This window comes from Acidovorax sp. CF316, from assembly GCF_000276605.1.
In the GTDB taxonomy this organism is placed as follows: domain Bacteria; phylum Pseudomonadota; class Gammaproteobacteria; order Burkholderiales; family Burkholderiaceae_C; genus Acidovorax.
The window spans coordinates 37,539-58,646 of record NZ_AKJX01000221.1 but is presented as its reverse complement, the minus strand read 5'-3'; the positions used below and the strand labels follow the sequence as shown (position 1 = coordinate 58,646).

The window sequence follows — 21,108 nt, the reverse complement described above, 5'->3', positions numbered from 1 at the left end:
TGGCTGCGGGCCCGGCTGCCGCCGTGCTGCGCGACCCGGTGGCCAACTACCCGCGCAGCGTGAGCGGCATGTTCCAGATGGGCGTGCCCGCGCAGGATGCCTTCCCGGCCAAGGTCTGGGCGCGCACCGTCACGCGCGCCGCGCGGGCGTCGGCCGAGGCCCCGCTGCGCTACCCCGACCCGCGTGGCGAGGCGCTGCTGCGCACGGCCATCGCGGCCTACCTGGCCGTGGCGCGCGGCATGGCCTGCAGCGCGGCGCAGGTGTTCATCACCAGCGGCCACACGGCGGCCATCGCGCTGGCCGTGCAGGCGCTGGGTCTGCGAGGCGGCCAGGCCTGGTGCGAAGACCCGGGCTATCCGCTCACGCGCCGCACGCTGGCGGCCCTGGGCGTGGCCGGCGTGCCCGTGCCGGTGGATGCGCTGGGCCTGGACGTGGCGGCCGGCTTGGCGGCTGCGCCCCAGGCGGTGCTGGCCGTGGTCACGCCGGGGCAGCAGGCGCCGCTGGGGGCGACGCTGTCGGTGGAGCGCAGGCAGGCCCTGCTCGGCTGGGCAGCGCAGGCCGGCGCCTGGGTGCTCGAAGACGACTACCTGGGCGAGCTGCAACTGCCACCGGGCCGCGCCATGCCGGCCCTGGCCGCGCAGGATGCTGGCGGGCGCGTGCTGCACGTGGGCACCTTCAGCAAGACCATCAACCCGTCGCTGCGCCTGGGCTTCCTGGTGGTGCCGGCCGCGCAGGTGGCGCGCTTCGACGAGGCGGCGGCCCTGTTCGGCTCGGCCCCCGCGCCGCTGCTGCAGCAGGCGGTGGCCGAGTTCCTGCAAGGTGGCCACCTGCTGCGGCACCTGCGCCGCATGAAGCAGCTGTACGCCAGTCGGCGCGACGCCATCGTGGCCAGCCTGCAGGCGCAATCGGCCACCTGCCGCACGGCGGGGCTCTCGGTGCTGCTGCGCCTGCCTCCGGGGATGGACGACGTGGCGCTGGCCCTACGGGTACGCCAGCACGGCCTGGCCCCGGTGCCGCTGTCGCCCTGGTATGCCGACCCGCAGCCGCACCATGCCGGCCTGGTGCTGGGGGTGGCCAATGTGCCCGAGGGCGAGGCTGCCGCGCACTGCCGGCAGCTCCTGGGCCTGGTCGAGGGCCAACAGCGCGGCTGAGCGCTCAGGCGGCCGCTGCAGCCGCTGCCGCAGCCTGGGGCACCAGGCGCATGCCCACGCCCAGGCGGTTGAAGGCGCTCATGAGGCAAATGGCCATGGTCAGGTCCACCACCTCGCGCTCGCTGAAGACGCGGGAGACGGCGGCGAAGTCCTCGTCGGGCGCACCCGTCCGGTCCACGCGCGCCAGCACCTCGGCCCAGGCCAGCGCGGCGCTTTCGCGCGCATCGAACAGCGCGCCGGCCTCGCGCCACACAGGCACCAGCACCAGCTTGTCCACGCTGACGCCGTGCTTGAGCAGGTCGCGCGAATGCAGGTCCACGCAGTAGGCGCAGCCGTTGATCTGGGACACGCGCAGGTAGACCAGGTCGATCAGCACGGTGGGCAGGCCGCACTGGGATAGGTAGGCACTGGCGGCGTAGAAGCCTTTGGCGGCGTTGGGGGCGATCTTGCTGTGGTCAAGGCGTTGGGACATGGGTACTCCTGGATCAAAAAAAGAGAAGGGGGAAAGGCGCTCAGGCGATCGCCGCGGCAGCGCTCGCAGGGGCCAGCACGGCATCCAGCGCCGCTGTGGCCTCGCTCCAGGCCTGGGCCACGCGCTCGGGGCCGAAGACCAGGCCCTGCAGGGCAAAGAAATGCAGCGTGCGCAGGCCCATGGTGTTCAGGGCGGCTTGCAGGTAGGGCGTCACGAAGTCGGGCTGGTTGGCCTTGGCCCCGGTGAAGAACCCACCCGAGGCCACTGCGATGTACACCGGCCGGTCGCGCAGCAGCCCGCGCTTGCCCTCGGGCGAGGGCGCGAAGGTGTGGCCGATGCGCAGCACATGGTCCACCCAGGCCTTGAGGCACGAAGGAATGGTGTAGTTGTGCATCGGCAGGCCGATGACGATGGCGTGGGCAGCGTCCAGTTCGGCGATCAACTGCTCCGACCGGGCCAGGCTGTCCAAGTGGGGCGCGTTATGCTCCCCCGGCGGCCGGCCCGCCAGGGCGTGGGCATAGGCGCTGTCCACATGCGGCAGCGGGGCCCAGGTCAGGTCGCGCAGGGTGACGCCGGCCGGCTGCAGGCGCTCCACGATGCGGTAGGAAAAGCGCGTGCTCTGCGACTCCTCGGCCCGGGCGCTGCAGGTGATGTGCAGGATGTTCGCGGTCATGCCCCGGCCCCCTGCGGTGCGGCCTGCAGCGGGCGCCCGAAGCGCAGGGCCTGCGTCAGCAGCCCCTGGCGAAAGTAAAAGCGCTGGGCCAGCGCGTTGGACAGCCCGGTGTCCAGCACCAGGCAGCTGCAGCCTTCGGCCTCGCCAATGCGCGCCATCGCATCCATCAGTGCCTGGCCCCAGCGCGCGCCGCGCGCGGTGTCCAGGGTGACCAGGTCGTCCACGTACAGAAAGCGCCCGTAGATCAGGTTCTCCGCCACGCGGTAGCCTGCCAGCGCCACGGCGGTGTGCCGGTCCTGCCAGGCGGCCAGGATGCGGTAGCGGTCGGCGCGCATGCGGTGCACACGGGCGATGAAGTCCTCGGCGCTCTGCAGCCGCGGGCGCAATTGCTGCACCACGGGCCAGCAGGCCACCAGGTCGGCATCGGTGTCGGCATGGCGCAACGCCGGGCCATAGGGTGCATGGCTGGCCACCGATGGCGCCAAGGTGCTGGGGGGAAGGGGTGCGTGTGGGTCCATGGGCTGGACTTTAGGGACGCGAGCGGCGGGGCGGTAGCACCAAGAATTGGCGATTGGCATGGACCATGCAGGGCCGGGAAGGGCCATCTGCAATGCGCCGCCAACCAGGTTTTTGGGCCCATCCATCGGCCAGGCACTGGGAACGGCGGGCTGTCGCATGTAACATGCTCGGCTGCGCGCCTTTTTTGACAGCCATGCCTTCCCCCCCAGCCAACCGCCCCGATGCCGGGGAGGGCACTGCCGATCTGCCAATGCCGCACGAAGCCATACAAGGTCCGAGGGAGGTCGTCCATGCCACTGCCGCAGAACAGGAACATCGCCCGCCAGCCCGTGCCGTGCCGGATGGCCGGGGCAGCCCGCCGGTCGATGGCGACCTGCGCGCGCCGTCGCTGAACGGGCTGGCAGGTACCGTGGACCGCGCACCGTTTTCCCTTTCGCTGCCTTCCGCGATGCCGCGGCCGGCGGGCGCACGTGCCGGCCAGGCCACGGCCCCGGCACCCGCCGCGCCGGGCGCTGCCCCGGCTTTCGTGCCCGTGCCGGCACCGGGGCCGATGGTGGCAAGCGCCGTCGGCGATACCGAGGCCCGGGACGCCCTGGCCGCGCTGGAGTCGGCGACCCCCGCCAGCCTGCATGCCGCGCAGGACTCGGCCCACGCCATCCTGTCCGCCTGGCTGTCGCTGGAGGTGCTGGCCCCCCTGGCGTACACCGACCCGGCAACGCTGGTCGGTGGCGACCGTGCGTCCATCGCCAAGGTCGATGGCGAACCCCTGCCGTGGCAGCGGGGCGAGCAGTCCTACAAGCCGCCGTTCCGGCTGTTCTACCTGGTCGTGCTCGGCGAGGTCAGCATGGAAATGTGCATGACCGATCTGCTGTCCTCGTTCGGCAAGGACGAGGAGACGCGCACCTACCAACGGCACCGGGCGCCGATCGCCATGGCCATCGTGGACCAGGATGGCCAGCTCGCGGGCCCCGAAACCGTGGCCATCTCCAGCTTTGCCTGGGGCGTTCCGGCGGTGCTGCGCGGCAAGGCCGGCGCGCTTGCGCGCTGGCCCGATGCCGAAAAGCTGCTGCGCGAGCAACTGCACCGGCGCCTGGCCCGGGTGGACGGCGAAGGCCGGCCCCTGCCGCTGGACCTGAAGGCGATCAACGACAACCACGCATGGCTGTGTGCCACCCTGGGCCTGCGCCCCGACCATGTGCTGCCGCCCAGCTTCGTGGCGCGGCTGTACCGCCACCCCAAGCTGGAAGGGGCGCCCGATTCGCCGCCCATCAACTCCTTCTACCTCGATGACCTGGCCAAGGCGCGCGCCATGGTGGACAGCGGGGCTGCACCCGAGGCCCTGCTGCGCTACCTGTCCGTCCTGAAGCCCGGGCCCGCACGTGACCTGCTCAAGGACACCGCAGGCATTGCCGATCTGATCGCACCCGCGCGCTTTCCGCCCGCACGCTGGCCCAGCCGGGGCAGCCACCCGGTGGTGACGCTGCAGCAGGCGGCCGTGAATGCGGCGCGCGCCGAGTTCGCGGGCGACAGGCAGGGCATCCTGGCGGTGAACGGCCCGCCGGGCACCGGCAAGATCACCCTGCTGCGCGACCTGGTGGCGCACTGCGTGGAGAGCCGCGCGGCCCGGCTGGTGGAGTTCGACGATCCGAACAAGGCCTTCATCCCGACGGGGCAGCGCTTCCAGGTCGGCGAGGGCGAGTTCCTGCACCTGCATGGGCTGGACCCCCGGCTCAAGGGCTTCGAGGTGCTCGTCGCCTCGAGCAACAACAAGGCGGTGGAAAACGTCAGCCGCGAGCTGCCTGCGGGCCGCAGCGTCGAGCCCGGCCCGCGCTACTTTGCCGCCACCGCCCGGGCCCTGCTGTATGGCGAGGAAAAGAACTTCCCTGCCGACCCCGCCGACCAACCCTGGGGGCTGATGGCCGCCGCACTCGGCAACAGCCGCAATCGCCGGGATTTCCGCCAGCGCTTCTGGCTGCACGAGGATTTCGGCTTTTGCACCTACCTCAAGGCCGCGCGCGGGCTGGACGTCTCGCGCCCGGAGCCTGCCGCCGAAGGCCAGCCGCCGCGGATGGTGGCGCCCCGCATCGTCGCCGCCGAGCGGCCGCTCAGTGGCGATGCCGCCCTGCAGCAGTGGAAACGGGCGCGCAAGTCCTTCATCGAACTCAAGCACTCGGTCGAGGCCATCCTGGCCCGGCTGGAAGAGACGCGCACCCTGGCACCCCGATTGGCGCGCCTGCGCGATGACATCAACCAGCTGCATGGCAAGCACAAGGCCATCGCCCGCTCGCTGAGCGCGGCCTCTGCGGCCTATGCCCAGGCCATCGAAGGATCGAGCAAGGCGCGCGCCGCCGTCGTGGCGGCCGAGCGCGAACTGCAGGCCCTGCAGGCGGCCCGGCCGGGCGTGTCGGCGCGGGTGTTCGTCTCCGAAGCCTTCCGGCGCTGGATGTCGGAGGCCTCGGCGCGGGAAGGTGTGCACCGCGAGGCCGTGCGTGCCGAAGCGCAGGCACAGGCCACGCTGGAGACCGCCGCGCAGCGGCAAAAGGGTTTTGCCGAGGAGCTGGGCGCCACCAATGCCCAGCTGGAAACCGCCCAGCGCGAGGCCGAGAACCTCGGTGCCATGCTCAAGGAGGCCTACGCCCGCATCGGTGACCGCTTCGTCGACGAGTCCTTCTTCGACCGCGGCCACGAGGCCTGGAACCTGGCCGTGCCCTGGCTCGACGACCAGGTCCACCAGCAGCGCGAGAAGCTGTTCGTCGCCGCGCTCGACGTGCACAAGGCCTTCGTCACCGTTGCGGCCCACAAGATGGAGCACAACCTGGGCGTGCTCATGGCGGCCCTGCAGTCGGGTACCTTCCCGGATGCGGCGCGGCGCCAGCTGCTGCCGGACCTGTGGTCCAGCCTGTTCCTGGTGGTGCCCGTGGTGTCCACCACCTTCGCGTCCGTCCACCGCATGCTGGGCGACCTGCCGCCCGCATCGTTCGGCTGGCTGCTGGTGGACGAGGCCGGACAGGCCACGCCCCAGGCCGCGGTGGGCGCGCTGCTGCGTGCCCGGCGTGCCGTCATCGTGGGCGACACGCTGCAGATTCCGCCCGTGGTCACCATCCCCGACAACCTGGTGAACCAGATATCCCTGCAGCAACGCGTGGACCGGGGGCTCTGGTGTGCACCGCAGGCCTCGGTGCAGACCCTGGCCGACAGCGCCAGCCCCATCAAGGCCCAGTTCAGCACGCCCGACGGCACGCGCGCCGTGGGCCTGCCGCTGCTGGTGCGCCGCCGCTTCCAGGAACCCATGTTCGGCGTGTCCAACGCAATTGCCTACGACAACCGCATGGTGCCGGCCATGGGGCCGGACAGCGTGGGCGATGTCGCCGACGTGCTGGGCCCCTCCGCCTGGTTCGACCCCGACACCAGCTCCACCGCCAGCGCCCCCAAGTGGAGCGCCGAAGAGGGCCAGGTGGTCATGCGCATGCTGCGCAAGCTGGCCCGCGCCGGCGTGCAGAACCCGGACATCTACGTGATCTGCCCGTTCCGCGTGGTGGCGCAGGAAATGCGCCTGCTGCTGCGCGCCGAACCCCAGCTGTTCGAGCTCTTCGGGGTCGATGCGCGCAAATGGCTCGACGAGCGCGTGGGCACCATCCACACCTTCCAGGGCAAGGAAGCCGAGGCCGTGATCGCCGTGCTGGGCGCGCCCATGGCGGGCGAGAAGGGCGCCCGCCAGTGGGCCGGCGGCGTGCCCAACATCCTCAACGTCATGGCCTCGCGCGCGAAGTCGCGGCTGTACGTGGTCGGTTCGCGCACTGCCTGGGGCAGCGTGGGCCACTTTGCGGAGCTGGCCCGGCAGGTGCCCAAGCGACCGTTCGGGTGAATCGGGACGCGGGCGGCGGATTGATCGCCTGCCTGGCTCGGCTATTTCTCTTTTGCCGCTTCCTTGAGCGCGACCTGCACGGTGTGCAGCATTTCGTCCAGCGGCGACGGCTCCTCGCCTTCGTACGACACCGCCGCGCCGAAGTCCTGGGCCAGTGCGCAGCTGACCATCATCACGCAGGCCAGGTCCTTCATGCGGCCGCCCCAGCACATGGTGATGCAGTAGTCGCGGCCATCGGCGATGGCGGCGAAGTTCTCGTCGTCAGCCACCACATCCTGCGCTTCGCTGTAATGGATCTCGAAGCCCGGGCCTTCCGTGCCGTTGAGCGTGAAGGGTAGAAAGCCCGAGTCGTCGAAGCGGGTGAAGTCCGGGTGCAGCTTCAGGTCGAAGCCGAGCCGGTCCAGCGAGGCCTGCAGCGTGGCGCGGTCGGGGACGGACTGGCGTTGGATGAAGGCGAACTGGCTGTTGGACATGGGGCTTCCTCAAGGGGTTGGGAGTGGCATGAAAGACGCCGTGGGACTCAGCCGTTGACCAGCAGGTGCTTCCACGCGAAGCCTTGGGGGCTCCAGTGGTCCACGTAGCAGCCGGGAAAGTTGTGCGCCACCTGCAGCGAGAGGCGCGGCTGCATCTGGTTGAGCTGCCGGTACTGCGCTTCGGTCAACTGGGCGTTGCGCAGCACCATGCCCCGAAGACCCTGCGCCAATGGGGAGCGGAACAGGGCTTCGTAGTCCTCGAAGGGCGTTGCGGGCCAGTCATCGCTGGGTTGGAGGAACGGGCCCAGCACGTCGCTGAAGTCCAGGTGGACGAGCTGCCCGTACTGCGCGCCGCTCCGGGCCAGGTGGGCGATGAAGCCGTTGGGGTTGTGGCCTGCGCCGATCTTCATCTGGCGCAGTGCCGGCAGCGGCACGCGAAAGAACGCAGGGTCCGGGGCCGAGGGCAGCTCCAGCGATTCGAGCCCCGGGGCCAGTGCGACCAGGCGCGCGACGTCGCCGGCATCGTCCAGGATTTCTCCTTCGCGGACGATGCACACCGCATTGTGGGCGGCGTTGTCGGCCTGGGGGATGGCCAGGTGGCGCAGATGGGGAAACTGCACACCCTGCTCCAGCAGCGGCGTGAACACCCACTCGCGCGTTCCATTCGCGCCGGCGTCGGGGCCTGAAAAGCCCAATGCGTGCAAGGCGTTGGCCACCACGGGATCGGCCAGCGTCTCCAGCAGTTCGGCGAAGATCGGCTGGTCCGAGTGCCGCGTGCTCGTGGCCGGGCCATGGTATTGAAGATGCCAGCGCTCACCGATCGGCGCAAACATCAACTGGTGGCTCTCGCCCACGGTGGCGGGCGCTTCGGTTTCGTCGTTGTCGTACGCGTCCTCGCGGCGTTGCTCGGCATCGAGTTCGGCCATCCGCTGTTGCAGTGCGAGCAGTCGGCGAAGAACGGGTGATGGGGCCATGGGGTCTGTGAAAACGCGGGTGCCACCAGTCTACTGCGCTGGCGCACCTCGCTGCATTGCCAGCACGGGCCCGGCGATCTCTTGCCGCGGGCGTGGACTCCGTCTACCCATGCACCCATGGCCTCCACCCGCATCTCCCTGCACATCCAGGCCCCCCGGGCTCACCGAGCACCGACCTATGCGGGCACGCGCGTGTAACAGGCCCTGCGCTGCAGCATCTCGTCGGTCTGGCGTGTGGCGATTTCCAGGTCGTAGGAGGTGTGCGGCGGTGGCGGCGGTGGTGGGGGGAAGATGGCCAGCACGACAGCGTAGAACGCGGGGCACATGAAATCTCCCTTGAGCGCCCAGCGGCCATAGGGTGTGCTGTCGACCGAATCCTGCGTCCAGTGTGCCCAGAAGACGGCGAGGGAGCCGGTGGAGGCTGTGCGCCGTACCACGAGGGGGGTGGCCGTCTCCGGCGGGAGAAGCCGCACCGTGCCGTTGCCCGTGCAGTCGCCGTTGGCATAGACCACTGCCCCATAGGATTGGGTGAACAGCGTGGCGTCCTGGCGCACCAGGCGCAAGAGGCTGCGTTCGCTCAGGCGGCTGCCGATCACCGTGCAGCCCTGGGACTGCCAGTCGCCCGCGAGCAGGGCCACGTCCTGCGGGGGCGGGTCGTCACTGCCGCCGCCGCAGCCGGCCAGTGCGGCGGCGAGGGCAAGCAGCGAGAGTCGGGTGAGCGGGGCAGTCGGTGAAGTCGCAGGGAACAGTGTGGTCATGGCAAAAAGCCCGATTCTGTGGGCCTGCCCGGTCCATGAGAACCCTACCGGAGTAGGGAGCGGCCACCGGGCTTCAGCACTCGACGACGTTCACCGCCAGCCCGCCGCGCGAGGTCTCCTTGTACTTGACCTTCATGTCCGCGCCGGTCTGCATCATGGTCTTGATCACCTTGTCGAGCGATACCACGTGCTGGCCGTCGCCGCGCAGGGCCATGCGGGCGGCGTTGATGGCCTTGATGGCGCCCATGGCGTTGCGCTCGATGCAGGGGATCTGCACCAGGCCGCCCACGGGGTCGCAGGTCATCCCGAGGTTGTGCTCCATGCCGATCTCGGCGGCGTTTTCCACCTGCTCGGGGCTGCCACCCATCACGGCAGCCAGGGCACCGGCGGCCATGGAGCAGGCCACGCCGACCTCGCCCTGGCAGCCCACCTCGGCGCCCGACAGCGATGCGTTCTCCTTGTAGATGATGCCGATGGCACCGGCGGTGAGGAGGAAGGTGGCGATGCCCTCCTCATCGGCGCCGGGCAGGAAGTTCACGTAGTACTGCAGCACGGCAGGGATCACGCCGGCCGCGCCGTTGGTGGGAGCGGTCACCACGCGGCCACCGGCGGCGTTCTCCTCGTTGACGGCCATGGCGTACAGGTTCACCCAGTCCATCATCGACAGGGGGTCGTGCCGGGCGGCCTCGGACTGGGTGTGGAGACTCCGGTGCAGCTCGGCCGCGCGGCGACGCACGCGCATGGGGCCGGGCAGGGTGCCGGTGGCCGCGCAGCCGCGCTGCACGGCGCCGGCCATGGTGTGCCAGATGGCCAGCAGCTGGCGGCGCAGTTCGGCGGCGCTGCGCCAGTGCAGTTCGTTGGCGGCCATGAGCGCACCCACGGTCATGCCGGTGGCCTGGCACTGGGCCAGCATGCCGGCGCCGGTGCTGAAGGGATAGGGCAGGCCGTTGCCATGCCCGGCGGCGTCGGGCCCGGATGCCGCTGCCGAGTTCAGCACCCGCTCGCCGGCAGCGTTGGTCACGAAGCCGCCGCCCACCGAGTAGTACTCGCGCTCGGCGATCTTGATGCCCTGGGCATCCAGCGCATGGAAGGCCATGCCGTTGGGGTGCAGGGGCAGGCTGCGGCGGCGGAACAGCAGGTGTTCCTTTTCCACGAAGGGCACGCTGTGCTCGCCCAACAGGGCCAGGCTGCGGCTGGCGCGGATCTGGGCGATGGCGGGGGCGATCTGGTCGGGGTCGATGCGGTCGGGCTCATGCCCGGCCAGGCCCAGCAGCACGGCGGTATCGGTGCCGTGGCCCACGCCCGTGGCCGAGAGCGAGCCGAACAGCTCCACCACCACCCCGTGCACCGCCGCCAGGCCCACCGTGGCCTGCAGGTGGCAGGCAAACTGCCGCGCCGCGATCATGGGCCCCACGGTGTGCGAACTGGAGGGGCCGATGCCGATCTTGAAAAGGTCGAAAACGCTGACGGACATGGGGACTGTGCTCGCGGTGGGGGATAGGGCCGTGGGGTTCCGTGGATGACGGGGACAAGGACGCATTCACCATGCCGGCCGATGGCCGGCAACGGCGATGGCGCGGGTAGCGCCATCGCTGGCCGGTCATGGAACCACAGGCGTCCTTCGCACTGCCAGCACTCTTGGTGCGGCAGTGGGCCTGAGGCTAACCGCGCAGCCGGGCCCCGGTACGGGCGTTATCCCTGAGTGACCGTGCCAGGCCGCCGGCCGGGTACGCGAAGGGCTCGGGTTGCTATTGATTGAATAGCGTAGTGCCCTTTGCTGGTGGTCTTTGTGGCGCTGGGTCGGCGATCTGCTGGCCTGGCTTGCCGCCCATGAATGTTTCTTACATTCGCCGCCTTCAGCGCGCCTTGGCCACCGCGATGTTCCACAGCGCCACGAGCTGCTCGTACTCCTGCGAGGCCTTGTCCTGGTCCAGCGGGAAGATCTTGATCGACTTGAGGTCGGGCAGCGCGGTGAGCTTGGAGACGGCGATGTCGGTGCGCGTGGGGCGGCGGAAGTTCTTGACCAGCAGGGCCTGCTGCACCTCCTTGCTCAGGAGGCCGTTGTACAGCGCCTTGGCGGCTTCCATGTTCTTGGCGCCCTTGACGATGAACATGCCTTCGGGCGCCAGGTAACTGCCTTCGGCGGGGTAGACCAGCTTGATCTCCTTTTGCCCGCCGGCCACGTACTCCTGCGCGGCGTACTCGATGGTCAGGCCCACGGGGTACTCGCCCGAGGCCACGCCCTTGTAGGTGGTGCCCGAGGACGAGGTGACCACGGCGTTGGCCGCGATCTTCTCCAGCCCGTCCTTGCCGAACTGCTTGAGCAGGCCGTAGACCAGCATGTAGGCGGTGGCGCTCTTGCTCGGGTCGGTGATGGCGAACTTGCCCTTCCACTCGGGCTTCATCAGGTCGGACCAGGTCTTGGGTGCGGCCAGGCCCTTGAGCTGGCGTTCGTTGACCATGAGCACCATCACATGCAGGTTGGTGCCCACCCACAGGTTGTCGGGGCCGCGGAACTCGGCGGGAATGGCGGCCAGATCGGGCGACTTGTAGGGCTCCAGCAGGTCCTTGTAAGCGCCCATGGTGCCGAAGCCGCCGCTCCACAGCACGTCGCCGCGCGGGTTCTTGGCCTCGGCCTGGATGCGCTTCATGAGCGAGCCCGTACCGCCGGTGACCTGCTGCACGTTGAGCGATGCGGCCTTCTGCTTGACCACGGTGAGCGCGGTCTCGATGGTCTCGGTGTTGTTGGAGGAGTACAGCACCACGGTCTGGGCCTGGGCCAGGCCAGCGGCCAGGCCGATGGCGGCCAGCGTGCATTGCAACAGGGTCTTGATCTTCATGAAAGGCCTCTTGGGTGGTGGGTAGGGATTACTTGCTCGAGAACAGGTTGATGCGAAAGACCTTGATGGCCACCACGATGGGCAGCAGGATCACGCTGACCAGCGCTGCGCCATAGGCCGATGCCAGGCCCAGGCGGCCGCCGTCGACCTGGCGGAAGATGGTGATGGGCATGGTCTCCAGGCCCCCGGTGTAGACCACCACCGACGCCGACAGCTCGGAGATGGTGGTCACCCACATCAGGATGGCGGCCGAGATGAGCGATGCCTTCATGGCCGGCAGGATGACCTTGAAGAAGGTCATGAGCGGCGACACGCCCAGGCTGATCGAGGCCTCTTCGATCGAGTCCGGGATGTTGAACAGCGTGGACGATGCATTGCGCACCGCGAACGGCAGCCGGCGCACCGTGTAGGCCAGCACCATGATGCCCGAGCTGCCCGCCAGGATGAGCCAGCCGGTGTTGAAGGTCTGCACCAGCGCGATGCCCAGCACCGTGCCCGAGATGGTCAGCGGCAGCACCACGATGTAGTCGAGCGCCTGGGTGAAGGTGTTGCGCTTCTTGATGGTCAGGTAACTCACCAGCAGCGCGAAGGCCACCCCCGCCAGCGTGGCGATGGACGAGAACTTGATGGAGTTGATGATGGGCTCGGGCGCGCCCTGCAGCGCGCGCTGCAGGCTGCCCAGCGACCAGCTGCCCCAGCGCATGACCGGGCCGCTGGTCTCGGTGAAGGCGCCCACGAACACGATGACCAGCGGCAGCATGGAGGCCAGGATGACCAGGCCCACGGTGACCGTGAACAGCAGCGCCGCGCCGGAGCGCACGCGCACCGGCGCGGGTGCGCGGCCCTGGGTCATGGTGTACATCTTGCGCTCGACCACGCGCTTCTGGAAGAACAGCACGATGGCCACTATGGCGATGGATACCACCGACATGGCGCTCTGCAGTGCCGGGCTGCCGCCCATCTCGCTGACAAAGGTGTTGTACGTCATCACCGACAGCAGCGGCACGCGGCTGCCCAGCAGCATGGACAGCGCGAAGTTGCCGACCACCAGCGTGAAAACCACCAGCGCATTGACCAGCACGGCCGGCAGCATCACCGGCACCAGCACGCGCATCTTGGTCACGAAGGGCGAGGTGCCCAGGCTCAGGCCGGCTTCCTCGAGCTGCCCGTCGAAGCCGCGCAGTGCGGCCAGCACACCGAGGTAGATGTAGGTGTAGTACACCAGCGTCATCGAGAAGACCATGCCCGTCCAACCGTAGAACGAGGGCAGCTCCACCCCCATGTCGGCGAAGAAGTTGGTGAGCAGGCCGTTGTTGCCCAGGACCAGCAGCCACGACTGGCCGACGATGATCTCGGGGATCACGATGGTCAGGATGGGCAGCACGGCCACCAGGTTCTTGAGCGGAAATTCGTAGCGCGCCACCATGTAGGCGAACGGCACGCCCACCAGCACGGTGCAGGCGGTGACGGAAAAGCCCAGCACCAGCGTGTTCCTGAAGGCCAGCAGGTACTGGCTGTCCTTTGCCAGTGCGGCGAAGGCAGCCAGCGAGTAGCCGCCACCGTCGTCCACCACGCTGTTGCCGAACAGCACCGCCAGCGGGTACAGCACGAAGAAGGAGAGCAGGACCAGGCTGACCAGCGTCAGCACGCCCCAGGGCCACCAGTTGATTTTCATGGCTTGCTTTCGGGGTGTGCGGTCATGCGCTCACGACACGGCTGTCGGCGGGCACCAGCACCTGCACGGCGTCGCCGGCCTGGAAGTCGGCCACGGTGTTGCCCGCATGCAGCTCGACGCGGATCTCGGGGCCGTCCTGCAGCTGGATGCGGTAGGCCGTCTTGAAGCCCAGGTACTGGCGGCGCAGCACCTGGCCGTGCAGGGCATTGGGCACGTGCGGGGCCGGGGCCATGAGCGACAGGTCTTCGGGCCGGGCGATGAGCACACTCTCGCCGCCCAGTTGCGGGCTGCCCTGCACGCCGTCGAGCTCCTGGCCGGCCAGCTGGTAGCGCACATGGGCGGGCGTGCCTTCGTCCATGCGCCGGGCCGCCACGGGGATCACGTTGGCCGAGCCGATGAAGTCGGCCACGTAGGCATTCACGGGGGTGCCGTACAGCTCCTCGGGCGTGCCCAGCTGCGCGATGGAGCCGCGGTCCATGATGGCGATGCGGTCGGACATGGCCAGGGCTTCCTCCTGGTCGTGGGTGACGAAGACGGTGGTGATGCCGGCCTCGCGCACCAGGTCCAGGATCACGTCGCGCATCTGCAGGCGCATCTTGGCGTCCAGGTTGGACAGGGGCTCGTCCATCAGCAGCACGCGCGGGCGTATCACCAGGGCGCGGGCCAGGGCCACGCGCTGGCGCTGGCCGCCGCTCATCTGCGCTGGGTAGCGGTCGGCCAGGGCCGACAGACCCACCTTTTCCAGCGCCTCGCCCACGCGGCGCGCGATCTCGGGTTTGGCCACCTTGCGGGCGCGCAGGCCGTAGGCCACGTTGTCGAAGGCCGACTTGTCGGGGAACAGCGCGTAGTCCTGGAACACCATGCCGATGTCGCGGTGGTGGGTGGACACGCGGGTCACGTCGTCCTTGTCGAACAGCAGGCGCCCGCCATCGGGCTCGTAGAAGCCCGCGATGCAGCGCAGCAGCGTGGTCTTGCCGCAGCCGCTGGGGCCCAGCAGGGTGTAGAAGGCGCCGTCGGGGATGTGCAGCGAGAGGTTTTGCAGCACGGTCTGGCCGCTGAACTGCTTGACGATGCCGTCAATGGTGATGGATGCCATGGCGTGTGGGGGTGGGTGCGGTGACCGGTGGTGGGCCATGATAGGGAGCGGGGCGGCACCGCGACCAGCGCTTTTTTATGGGGTATGCGGTTAGTTTTTCTAATGGACGCGTCCCCTAAGATGTAAGCGCCTGTTTTGCTGATTCCCTCTTGAAAGACACCCTGTTCTTCATGCCATCCGTTGTCGTTCGCCAGATACTTGCGTGCATGTGCCCTGCGTTGCGCGGGCAGGATTGAGAGGGCGACGGCATGGCGACGCGTGTGCTTCCACCGCTCAAGGCCTTGCGTGCCTTCGAGGCGGCGGCGCGCCATGCCAATTTCACGGCGGCGGCGGAGGAGCTGAGCATCACCCACAGCGCGGTGAGCCAGCAGATACGCCTGCTGGAGGACTACCTGGGCCAGCCGCTGTTCACGCGCGAGGCCCGCGGCGTGGTGCTGCTGCCCCATGCGCGCGAGTACTTCGCCGAGGTGCAGGCCAGCCTGGACCGGATTGCGGCGGCCACCGGGGCCGTCAAGTCGCCGGGTGGGCGGCGCACGCTGCGTGTATGCACCTCGCCATCGCTGGCCATGAAGTGGCTGATACCGCGGCTCGGCGGCTTCCAGGCGCTGGTGCCGGGGGTGGATGTGCAGCTGTCCACCATGGGCCGCCAGTTCATCGAGCGGGCCGATGCCAGCAACGATGTGGTGGTGCAGCGCATGCCCATGCAGCGGCCCGAGCACACCTGCACGCGCGTGCTCGACGACTACCTGCTGCCCGTGGCCTCACCGCGCTTCATCCAGAACAACCGCGTACACACCGTGGCCGACTGCCTGGGGCACCCGCTGCTGCAGGTCAGCGGCGGCATGGACGCCTGGCCGCAGTGGTTTGGCCTGGCCGGGCTGCAGGTGCCCCCGCAACTGCCGGGCCCCGTGTTCGACCACCAGTTCCTGTGCATGCAGGCCGCCATGAACGACCTGGGCATTGCCCTCGTGCCCTGGTGCCTGCTGCAGGAGGATGTGCACGCGGACCGGCTGCGCCCGCTGTTCGCCCGACCGCGCCTGCAGGGCCCGGGCGTGTATGCGCAGTACCGCACGGACAACCCGCTGGCCGGGCTGGCGCGCCAGTTCATCGACTGGCTGGGCCAGCAGGGACATGCGGGTGTCTGATCGCTTCGTCGTCGTCTTTACCGAACCCTTGAAGGCATGACCCATGCTTGACTTTGCCCCCGGCCTGCAAGTGCGCGGCACCGTGCTGCCGCAGCGCCTGTCCGACTACCGCCTGATCGCGTTCGACATGGACTCCACGCTGATCTCCATCGAAACCGTGGACGAGCTGGCCGACCTGGCCGGTTGCCGCGCGGCGGTGGAAGCCATCACCGAGGCGGCGATGCGCGGCGAGATCGGCGACTACAAGGAGAGCCTGCGCCAGCGCGTGGCGCTGCTCGTCGGCCTGCCCGAGCAGGCGCTCGAAGAGGTGTATGAGCGCAGGCTGCGCCTGAACCCCGGCGTGCAGGCGCTCATCGGCGCCTGCAAGGCTGCGGGCCTGCGCTGCATCCTGGTCACCGGCGGCTTTACCTGCTTCACCGACCGCCTGCAGGCGCGCCTGGGCCTGGACGATGTGCGTGCCAATGTGCTGGAGGTGGCCGATGGCCGGGTCACGGGCCGACTGCTGCCCCAGCCCTGGGGCGACATCGTCGATGGCGAGGAGAAGAAGCGCAAGCTGCTCGCGGTGTGCGCGCAGATGGGCATTGCGCCTGCGCAGGCCATCGCCATGGGCGATGGCGCCAACGACCTGCCGATGATGGGCGCGGCTGGGCTGGCCGTGGCCTACCGGGCCAAACCCGTGGTGCGCGCGCAGGCCCACGTGGCGATCAACGAAGGTGGGCTGGACCGCCTGCTCGAAGTGCTGCGCTGACTGCCGGCCTGCTGCTGCTACAGGGCGGTGCCTGTGCCTGCCCGGTGCGCCACCACCAGCGCAATTTCCACCAGGGGCGTGGCAGCGACCTGGCCCCCTGTGCCCGGCAGGGGCCGCACCAGCGAGTGGGCATGCACGGCCGGTGGTGCCACCTGCTGGCGGGCCAGGCCGCCGGCCATCCAGCCGCACAGCATGCGCCGCGCATCCGCCGTGTGCGTGGGCTCGCGCACGAACAGCTCGCACGAGAGGATGCGGTGCTTGTGGCTGCCGGCCTCGCGCAGCAGGCGGTCGGCGGCGGCCAGCAGCTGGGCCATGCCGTGCTCCAGACTCTGGTCGCCCAGGGGGGGGGCGGCGGTGGTGTTCAGGCACGCGACGCGCAGGCACAGCGAGCTGGCCGCGTGGCGCACACCCACGCGCAACCGGGCCACCACGCGCGGTGCTGCAGCCGCGGCAGGGCCGGCGGTGGGCGGGGCGGTGCTGCAATCGGTGGCCATGGGGGTGTGACTCCCGTCGTGCGGCGTTGTTCCGTCAATCCAGGTGGCCCAGCCGGCGGGCGCTCGCGGCCACGCCCACGAGCAGGGCCACCAGCACCAGCATGGCCGCCACCAGGCTGGTGCCGTGGGCGACGAAGCCGATCAGCGCCGGCCCCATGAGCACGCCGGCATAGCCCATGGTGGCGATGGCGGGGACCGCCAGGCTTTCGGGCATGGCATGCTGCCGGCCGGCCAGGGAGAACAGCACGGGCACGATGTTCGAGCAGCCCAGGCCGACCAGCGCAAAGCCGGGCAGGGCCAGCAGCCAGCCGGGGGCCAGCGTGGCCAGCGCCAGGCCGGCGGCCGCCAGCAGGGCGCCCGCCAGCACCGCGCGCTGCGGGCCGATGTGGCGCACCCAGCGGTCACCCGTGAGGCGGCCCACGGTCATGGCCACGGCAAACGCGGCGTAGCCCAGGCCCGCGCGCTCTGCGGGCAGGCCCTGCACCTGGGTGAGGAACACGGCACTCCAGTCCAGCATGGCGCCTTCGGCCAGGAAGAGGATGAAGCACAGCGTGCCGATGAACAGCACCACGCCCGTGGGGCGGGCGAAGGCCGGGCCGCTCTGCGCACTGCCCTGGGCCAGGAAGTGCGGCCCCGCCAGCACCAGCAGTGCCAGCACCACGGCCGCCACGGCGCTGGTGGCCTGCCACAGCGATGCATCGAGCAGGCTCAGCAGTGCGATCATGCCGCCGGCCCCTGCCACGCCGCCCAGGCTGAACAGCCCGTGAAAGCCCGACATCATGGGCCGGCCACTGGCCCGCTCGACGACGATGGCCTGGATGTTGCCGGCGCAGCCCAGCCCCCCGATGCCCGCACCGAAAAGGAACAGCGCCACGCCCAGCCACGCCACCGAAGGTGCCAGGGCCAACAGCGGCAAGGCCAGGCCTGCCAGCAGGGCCGAAGCCACCAGCACACGCCGGCAGCCCCAGCGCGCGCTGAACGCACCGGCCAGCGGCATGGAGACGATGGAGCCGGCGCCCATGCACAGCAGCAGCAAGCCCAGCGTGGCCTCGTGGATGGACAGCCGTGCCTTGGTGAACGGCACCAGCGGCGCCCAGGCCGCCATGGCAAAGCCGCTGATGAAGAAGGCCACGCGCGTGGCGTGCGCCGCCGCCCGGCTGGAGGCCGTGGCGGGCGCCACCGGGCGTGCCGGGGCGGCGGCAGGGACGGGGGCTGCGGTGCTGGAGGTGGTCATGGTGCTCTGGGAGAGGGCCAGTGTGGCGCTGCCCGATGTCGCCGTCATGGCGGTGTGGCCATGCCCTCGGCCGGCGGGAGGGCTTTGCACCGGACACGCCCGGGAGGGGCGCGGTGCGGGCATTTCGCCGGCCCGGCACATGATGAGCAAATCTAACCAGTTGTGTCCTTGCATGGGGCCGATGCTACGCAGTGGCGGTGCGCACGACTATCGATAATAATTTGCACATCCATGAAATCAGCTCATGCCAAAAATGGCCCGCCCGTGTCGGGTGCACCTCGCCGTCTGCCGCCGTTGAACATGCTGCGCGCCTTCGAGGCGGCGGGCCGGCTGCTCAGCGTGACGCAGGCCGCGCACGAGCTCAGCGTGACGCAAAGCGCCGTCAGCCACCAGATCAAGGCGCTGGAGGAATGGCTGGGCGTGGCCCTGGTGCAGCGCGAGGGGCGGGGCCTGGCGCTCACGCCCCCGGGTGCGGCCTATCTGCCGGGGCTGACCAGCGCGCTGGACCTGATGGCCCAGGCCACCGCCGGCATCGAGCGGCCCACACGGCGCAACACGCTGGCGGTGAACGCCACGTCGACCTTCGCCACGCAGTGGCTGATCCCGCGCCTGGCGGCGTTCTGCGCGCAGATGCCGGGGCTGGACGTGCAGCTCGTCACCACGGTCGGCCACCTCGACTTCGAGCCGGCGGACTACGACGTCTCCATCCGCTGCTTTGCCGATGGTGAGCTGGCGGTGCTGCAGCAGCGCACACCCTGGCGCGGCATCAGCGCGGGCACGTTTCTGCCCGATGTGCTCACCCCTGTGTGCAGCCCCGCGCTGCTGGCCGGGGGCAAGGCCGTGCACCGGCCGCAGGATCTGGCGCGCCACACGCTGCTGCACAGCCGGTCCACCCCCTTGGTGTGGCAGCAGTGGCTGCAGGAGGCGGGCCTGCAGGGCATCCAGCCTGCCGGCGACCTGGTGTTCGATCATGCCCACCTGAGCGTGCAGGCCGCCATCCAGGGCCTGGGCGTGGCCCTGGGCAACCCGCGCTTCCTGGGCGAGGCGCTGGCCAGCGGGCTGCTGGCCATGCCCTTCCCGGAGCTGCTCTCGGGCGACAAGAAGTACTACTGGATGCTGTCCCCGCGTGCCGCGCAGGACGCGGCATCGGTCGCGTTCTGCGGGTGGCTGGCGGTGGCCTGAGCCGCGGGGCTCAGCGGCCAGGCCGCTGGCGCGCCAGGTGGCTGTGCAGAAAGTACGCCGCGGCCGTGAGCAGCATCCACGCGATCAGCACGTCCCAGAACGCCATCACCAGCCATAGCGGCGCCAGCAGCGGGCCCGCGAGCGGGATGACGTAGAGCGCCAGCCGGTGCGTCCAGAAGCCCGGGGCCGACATGCAGGGCGATGAGAAGGGGTCGAACGTGCCGGGTGAGCAACCCAGTGCGCCCAGCACCTCCCGGGCCACCTGGTTGCCCAGGATCGGCGTGCCAAAGGCGATGCAGAACCCGACGAGCCCGAGCAGCAGCGCCCAGAAGCCGGCACGTGCCGCCCAGCGGGCCATGTCGGCGCTGGTGACGCCGGGGCGGGCGGGCGGCCTGCTGCCAGGTGCCGCCGCTGCGGCGCTGGCGGCGTTGCGTTCAGCCCTGCGCAGGGCCACCAGGGCCAGAACCCACACGGCGATCAGCGCCCAGAAGTTGCGCAGCAGCACGAAGGGGTAGTCGGCCACGCCCTCGGCCGTGAGGAAGGGGACAAGGCGCATACCCAGCACATTGCCCACCCAAGAGCAACTGCGCAGTGCGGGGTCGGCGTGCGGCTGGCATTGCAGCAGCTCCAGTGTGCGTTCGGCCACTATGCCGCCCACGATGGCAAAGCCCAGGCAAAAAAGGATCAGCCCCCATTGGAGGATCTTGAAGAGATGCCTGTAAGACATGGAGCGAGTCCTCCCCCCCGGTAGTTTGCAGGTGCCGCGTTCGCGGTCGTTCGGTAGGTCCGCGAGTGTGCCCGAGCGCGGGTGGAGAGGGCTACATCACCAGTGCCCGCCCCAGCATCACGCACCAGTCCCAGGGGTTGAGCCGGGGGCGCGTGTGCAGGCTGGCCCCTTTCAGGGTCTGCACCTTGTCCAGGATGCGCAGGCCGCCTTGCACCACCAGGCGCAGCTCCCAGCCGGCACGGCCGGGCAGGCGGTGCACCAGCGGCGCGCCGCGCAGCATGCTGGCGCGGGCCCAGGCGGCCACGCCCATGATGAGGCGGGCGTTCTCTGGCGTGCTGCGCAATTCCAGCAGCTCCGCCTGGCAGGCGCCGTGGGCAGCGCAGTCCTCGCGCGGCAGGTAGTGGCGCCCGCGCGGGATGTCCACGCTCAGGTCCTGCCAGAAGTTGGCCAATTGCAGCGCAGTGCAGATGTCGTCGCTCTGCGAGAGGGCCTGGTCGCCGTCCACGCCATACAGGTGCAGCAGCAGCCGGCCCACGGGGTTGGCCGAGCGGCGGCAGTAGTCGAGCAGTTCGGTGCGGTCGGCGTAGCCGTCGGCGTCGCGGGTTTTTTCCACGTCCTGGGCGAAGGCGCTCAGGAGGTCGGCCAGCAGCGGCACGGGCAGGTGGTGGCTCACCAGCACGGCCTGCAGCGGCATGAACACATCGGCCCAGCGGGGCGAGGGCGCACGGCCTTCGGCAATGGCGGTGAGGTCGGCGTCGAACGCGGCCAGGTCGGCCAGGCGCTGGGCGGGCAGGGCATCGCCCTCGTCGGCGATGTCGTCGGCCGTGCGCGCAAAGGCGTAGATGGCGGCGATCACCGGGCGCAGGTGGGGCGGGCACAGCAGCGAGGCGACCGGGAAGTTTTCGTAGTGCGTGACCGGCGGGGCCACCGCGGGCGCACCCTGCAGGGCAGGGGAGACCGGTGTCGCGGCACTGGCGGGCGGGGTGGGCAGGTTAGGGTTCACGGGCGTGATTGTCGCTTGACAAGGCGGGGGCGTTTCTCATAGATTACTAACCAGTCAGTCAGTAACTTTGTGGTGCCAG

At 69.8% G+C, this 21,108-nt stretch carries 19 protein-coding genes; 5 read left to right on the top strand and 14 right to left on the bottom strand.

Going from position 1 to position 21,108, the window contains the following annotated elements:
* A partial coding sequence (locus PMI14_RS27240) for a PLP-dependent aminotransferase family protein (RefSeq protein WP_007859557.1) occupies nt 1–1,151 on the top strand: 1,151 nt, incomplete at its 5' end.
* Between the two features lie 4 nt (nt 1,152–1,155).
* Here the strand turns inward: PMI14_RS27240 and PMI14_RS27235 are convergent.
* From PMI14_RS27235 to PMI14_RS27225, 3 genes are read right to left on the bottom strand one after another with little or no spacing between them, the layout of a single operon-like run.
* Nucleotides 1,156–1,623, bottom strand: coding sequence for a carboxymuconolactone decarboxylase family protein (locus PMI14_RS27235; protein WP_007859556.1), 468 nt, complete (start codon nt 1,621–1,623; stop codon nt 1,156–1,158).
* Between the two features lie 40 nt (nt 1,624–1,663).
* A complete protein-coding gene (locus tag PMI14_RS27230) occupies nt 1,664–2,296 on the bottom strand; it encodes an FMN-dependent NADH-azoreductase (RefSeq protein ID WP_007859555.1) in 633 nt (210 codons plus the stop codon).
* A complete protein-coding gene (locus tag PMI14_RS27225; RefSeq protein ID WP_007859554.1) occupies nt 2,293–2,814 on the bottom strand; it encodes an N-acetyltransferase in 522 nt (173 codons plus the stop codon). The genes PMI14_RS27230 and PMI14_RS27225 overlap by 4 nt, the downstream gene beginning before the upstream one ends.
* Nucleotides 2,815–3,008: 194 nt before the next feature.
* On the opposite strand from PMI14_RS27225, the gene PMI14_RS27220 reads away from it, so the two are divergent.
* The gene (locus PMI14_RS27220) at nt 3,009–6,680 is read left to right on the top strand and encodes a DEAD/DEAH box helicase (protein ID WP_007859553.1); all 3,672 of its coding nucleotides are present in this window, start codon (nt 3,009–3,011) and stop codon (nt 6,678–6,680) included.
* Nucleotides 6,681–6,721: 41 nt separating this feature from the next.
* On the opposite strand, the gene PMI14_RS27215 is transcribed toward PMI14_RS27220, so the two are convergent.
* From PMI14_RS27215 to PMI14_RS27185, 7 genes are all read right to left on the bottom strand, one after another.
* Nucleotides 6,722–7,153 carry a hypothetical protein gene (locus PMI14_RS27215; RefSeq protein ID WP_007859552.1) on the bottom strand — a complete coding sequence of 144 codons (432 nt, stop codon included), beginning with the start codon at nt 7,151–7,153 and terminating at the stop codon, nt 6,722–6,724.
* A gap of 47 nt (nt 7,154–7,200) precedes the next feature.
* Nucleotides 7,201–8,127, bottom strand: coding sequence for a hypothetical protein (locus PMI14_RS27210; RefSeq protein WP_035205971.1), 927 nt, complete (start codon nt 8,125–8,127; stop codon nt 7,201–7,203).
* Between the two features lie 176 nt (nt 8,128–8,303).
* Nucleotides 8,304–8,885, bottom strand: coding sequence for a hypothetical protein (locus tag PMI14_RS27205; protein ID WP_007859550.1), 582 nt, complete (start codon nt 8,883–8,885; stop codon nt 8,304–8,306).
* A gap of 73 nt (nt 8,886–8,958) precedes the next feature.
* Nucleotides 8,959–10,359 (bottom strand): L-serine ammonia-lyase, encoded by a 1,401-nt coding sequence (locus tag PMI14_RS27200; RefSeq protein WP_007859549.1) that lies wholly within the window; start codon nt 10,357–10,359, stop codon nt 8,959–8,961.
* 382 nt (nt 10,360–10,741) lie between these two features.
* Entirely contained in the window at nt 10,742–11,725 is a 984-nt protein-coding gene (locus PMI14_RS27195; RefSeq protein WP_007859547.1) for an ABC transporter substrate-binding protein, read from the bottom strand.
* A 28-nt stretch (nt 11,726–11,753) separates the two neighbouring features.
* Nucleotides 11,754–13,400: an iron ABC transporter permease gene (locus PMI14_RS27190; protein ID WP_007859545.1), complete on the bottom strand. Its 1,647-nt coding sequence runs from the start codon at nt 13,398–13,400 to the stop codon at nt 11,754–11,756.
* 22 nt (nt 13,401–13,422) lie between these two features.
* On the bottom strand, nt 13,423–14,496 hold the full coding sequence (locus PMI14_RS27185; RefSeq protein WP_007859543.1) for an ABC transporter ATP-binding protein: 1,074 nt from the start codon (nt 14,494–14,496) through the stop codon (nt 13,423–13,425).
* Between the two features lie 248 nt (nt 14,497–14,744).
* Between PMI14_RS27185 and PMI14_RS27180 the strand changes: the two genes are divergently transcribed.
* Nucleotides 14,745–15,641, top strand: a complete 897-nt coding sequence (locus PMI14_RS27180; protein ID WP_007859540.1) for a LysR substrate-binding domain-containing protein — start codon at nt 14,745–14,747, stop codon at nt 15,639–15,641.
* Between the two features lie 43 nt (nt 15,642–15,684).
* A complete protein-coding gene (gene serB / locus PMI14_RS27175) occupies nt 15,685–16,389 on the top strand; it encodes a phosphoserine phosphatase SerB (protein WP_007859539.1) in 705 nt (234 codons plus the stop codon).
* 17 nt (nt 16,390–16,406) lie between these two features.
* On the opposite strand, the gene PMI14_RS34625 is transcribed toward serB, so the two are convergent.
* Nucleotides 16,407–16,883: a hypothetical protein gene (locus tag PMI14_RS34625; protein ID WP_007859538.1), complete on the bottom strand. Its 477-nt coding sequence runs from the start codon at nt 16,881–16,883 to the stop codon at nt 16,407–16,409.
* A gap of 34 nt (nt 16,884–16,917) precedes the next feature.
* Nucleotides 16,918–18,165 (bottom strand): MFS transporter, encoded by a 1,248-nt coding sequence (locus tag PMI14_RS27165; RefSeq protein WP_007859537.1) that lies wholly within the window; start codon nt 18,163–18,165, stop codon nt 16,918–16,920.
* Between the two features lie 183 nt (nt 18,166–18,348).
* On the opposite strand from PMI14_RS27165, the gene gcvA reads away from it, so the two are divergent.
* The gene (gene gcvA / locus PMI14_RS27160; protein WP_255344600.1) at nt 18,349–19,299 is read left to right on the top strand and encodes a transcriptional regulator GcvA; all 951 of its coding nucleotides are present in this window, start codon (nt 18,349–18,351) and stop codon (nt 19,297–19,299) included.
* A 10-nt stretch (nt 19,300–19,309) separates the two neighbouring features.
* On the opposite strand, the gene PMI14_RS27155 is transcribed toward gcvA, so the two are convergent.
* Both PMI14_RS27155 and hpnC read right to left on the bottom strand, forming a co-directional pair.
* Nucleotides 19,310–20,026, bottom strand: coding sequence for a hypothetical protein (locus PMI14_RS27155; RefSeq protein WP_007859535.1), 717 nt, complete (start codon nt 20,024–20,026; stop codon nt 19,310–19,312).
* 91 nt (nt 20,027–20,117) lie between these two features.
* Nucleotides 20,118–21,029, bottom strand: coding sequence for a squalene synthase HpnC (hpnC, locus tag PMI14_RS27150; protein ID WP_007859534.1), 912 nt, complete (start codon nt 21,027–21,029; stop codon nt 20,118–20,120).
* Nucleotides 21,030–21,108: the final 79 nt, after the last annotated feature.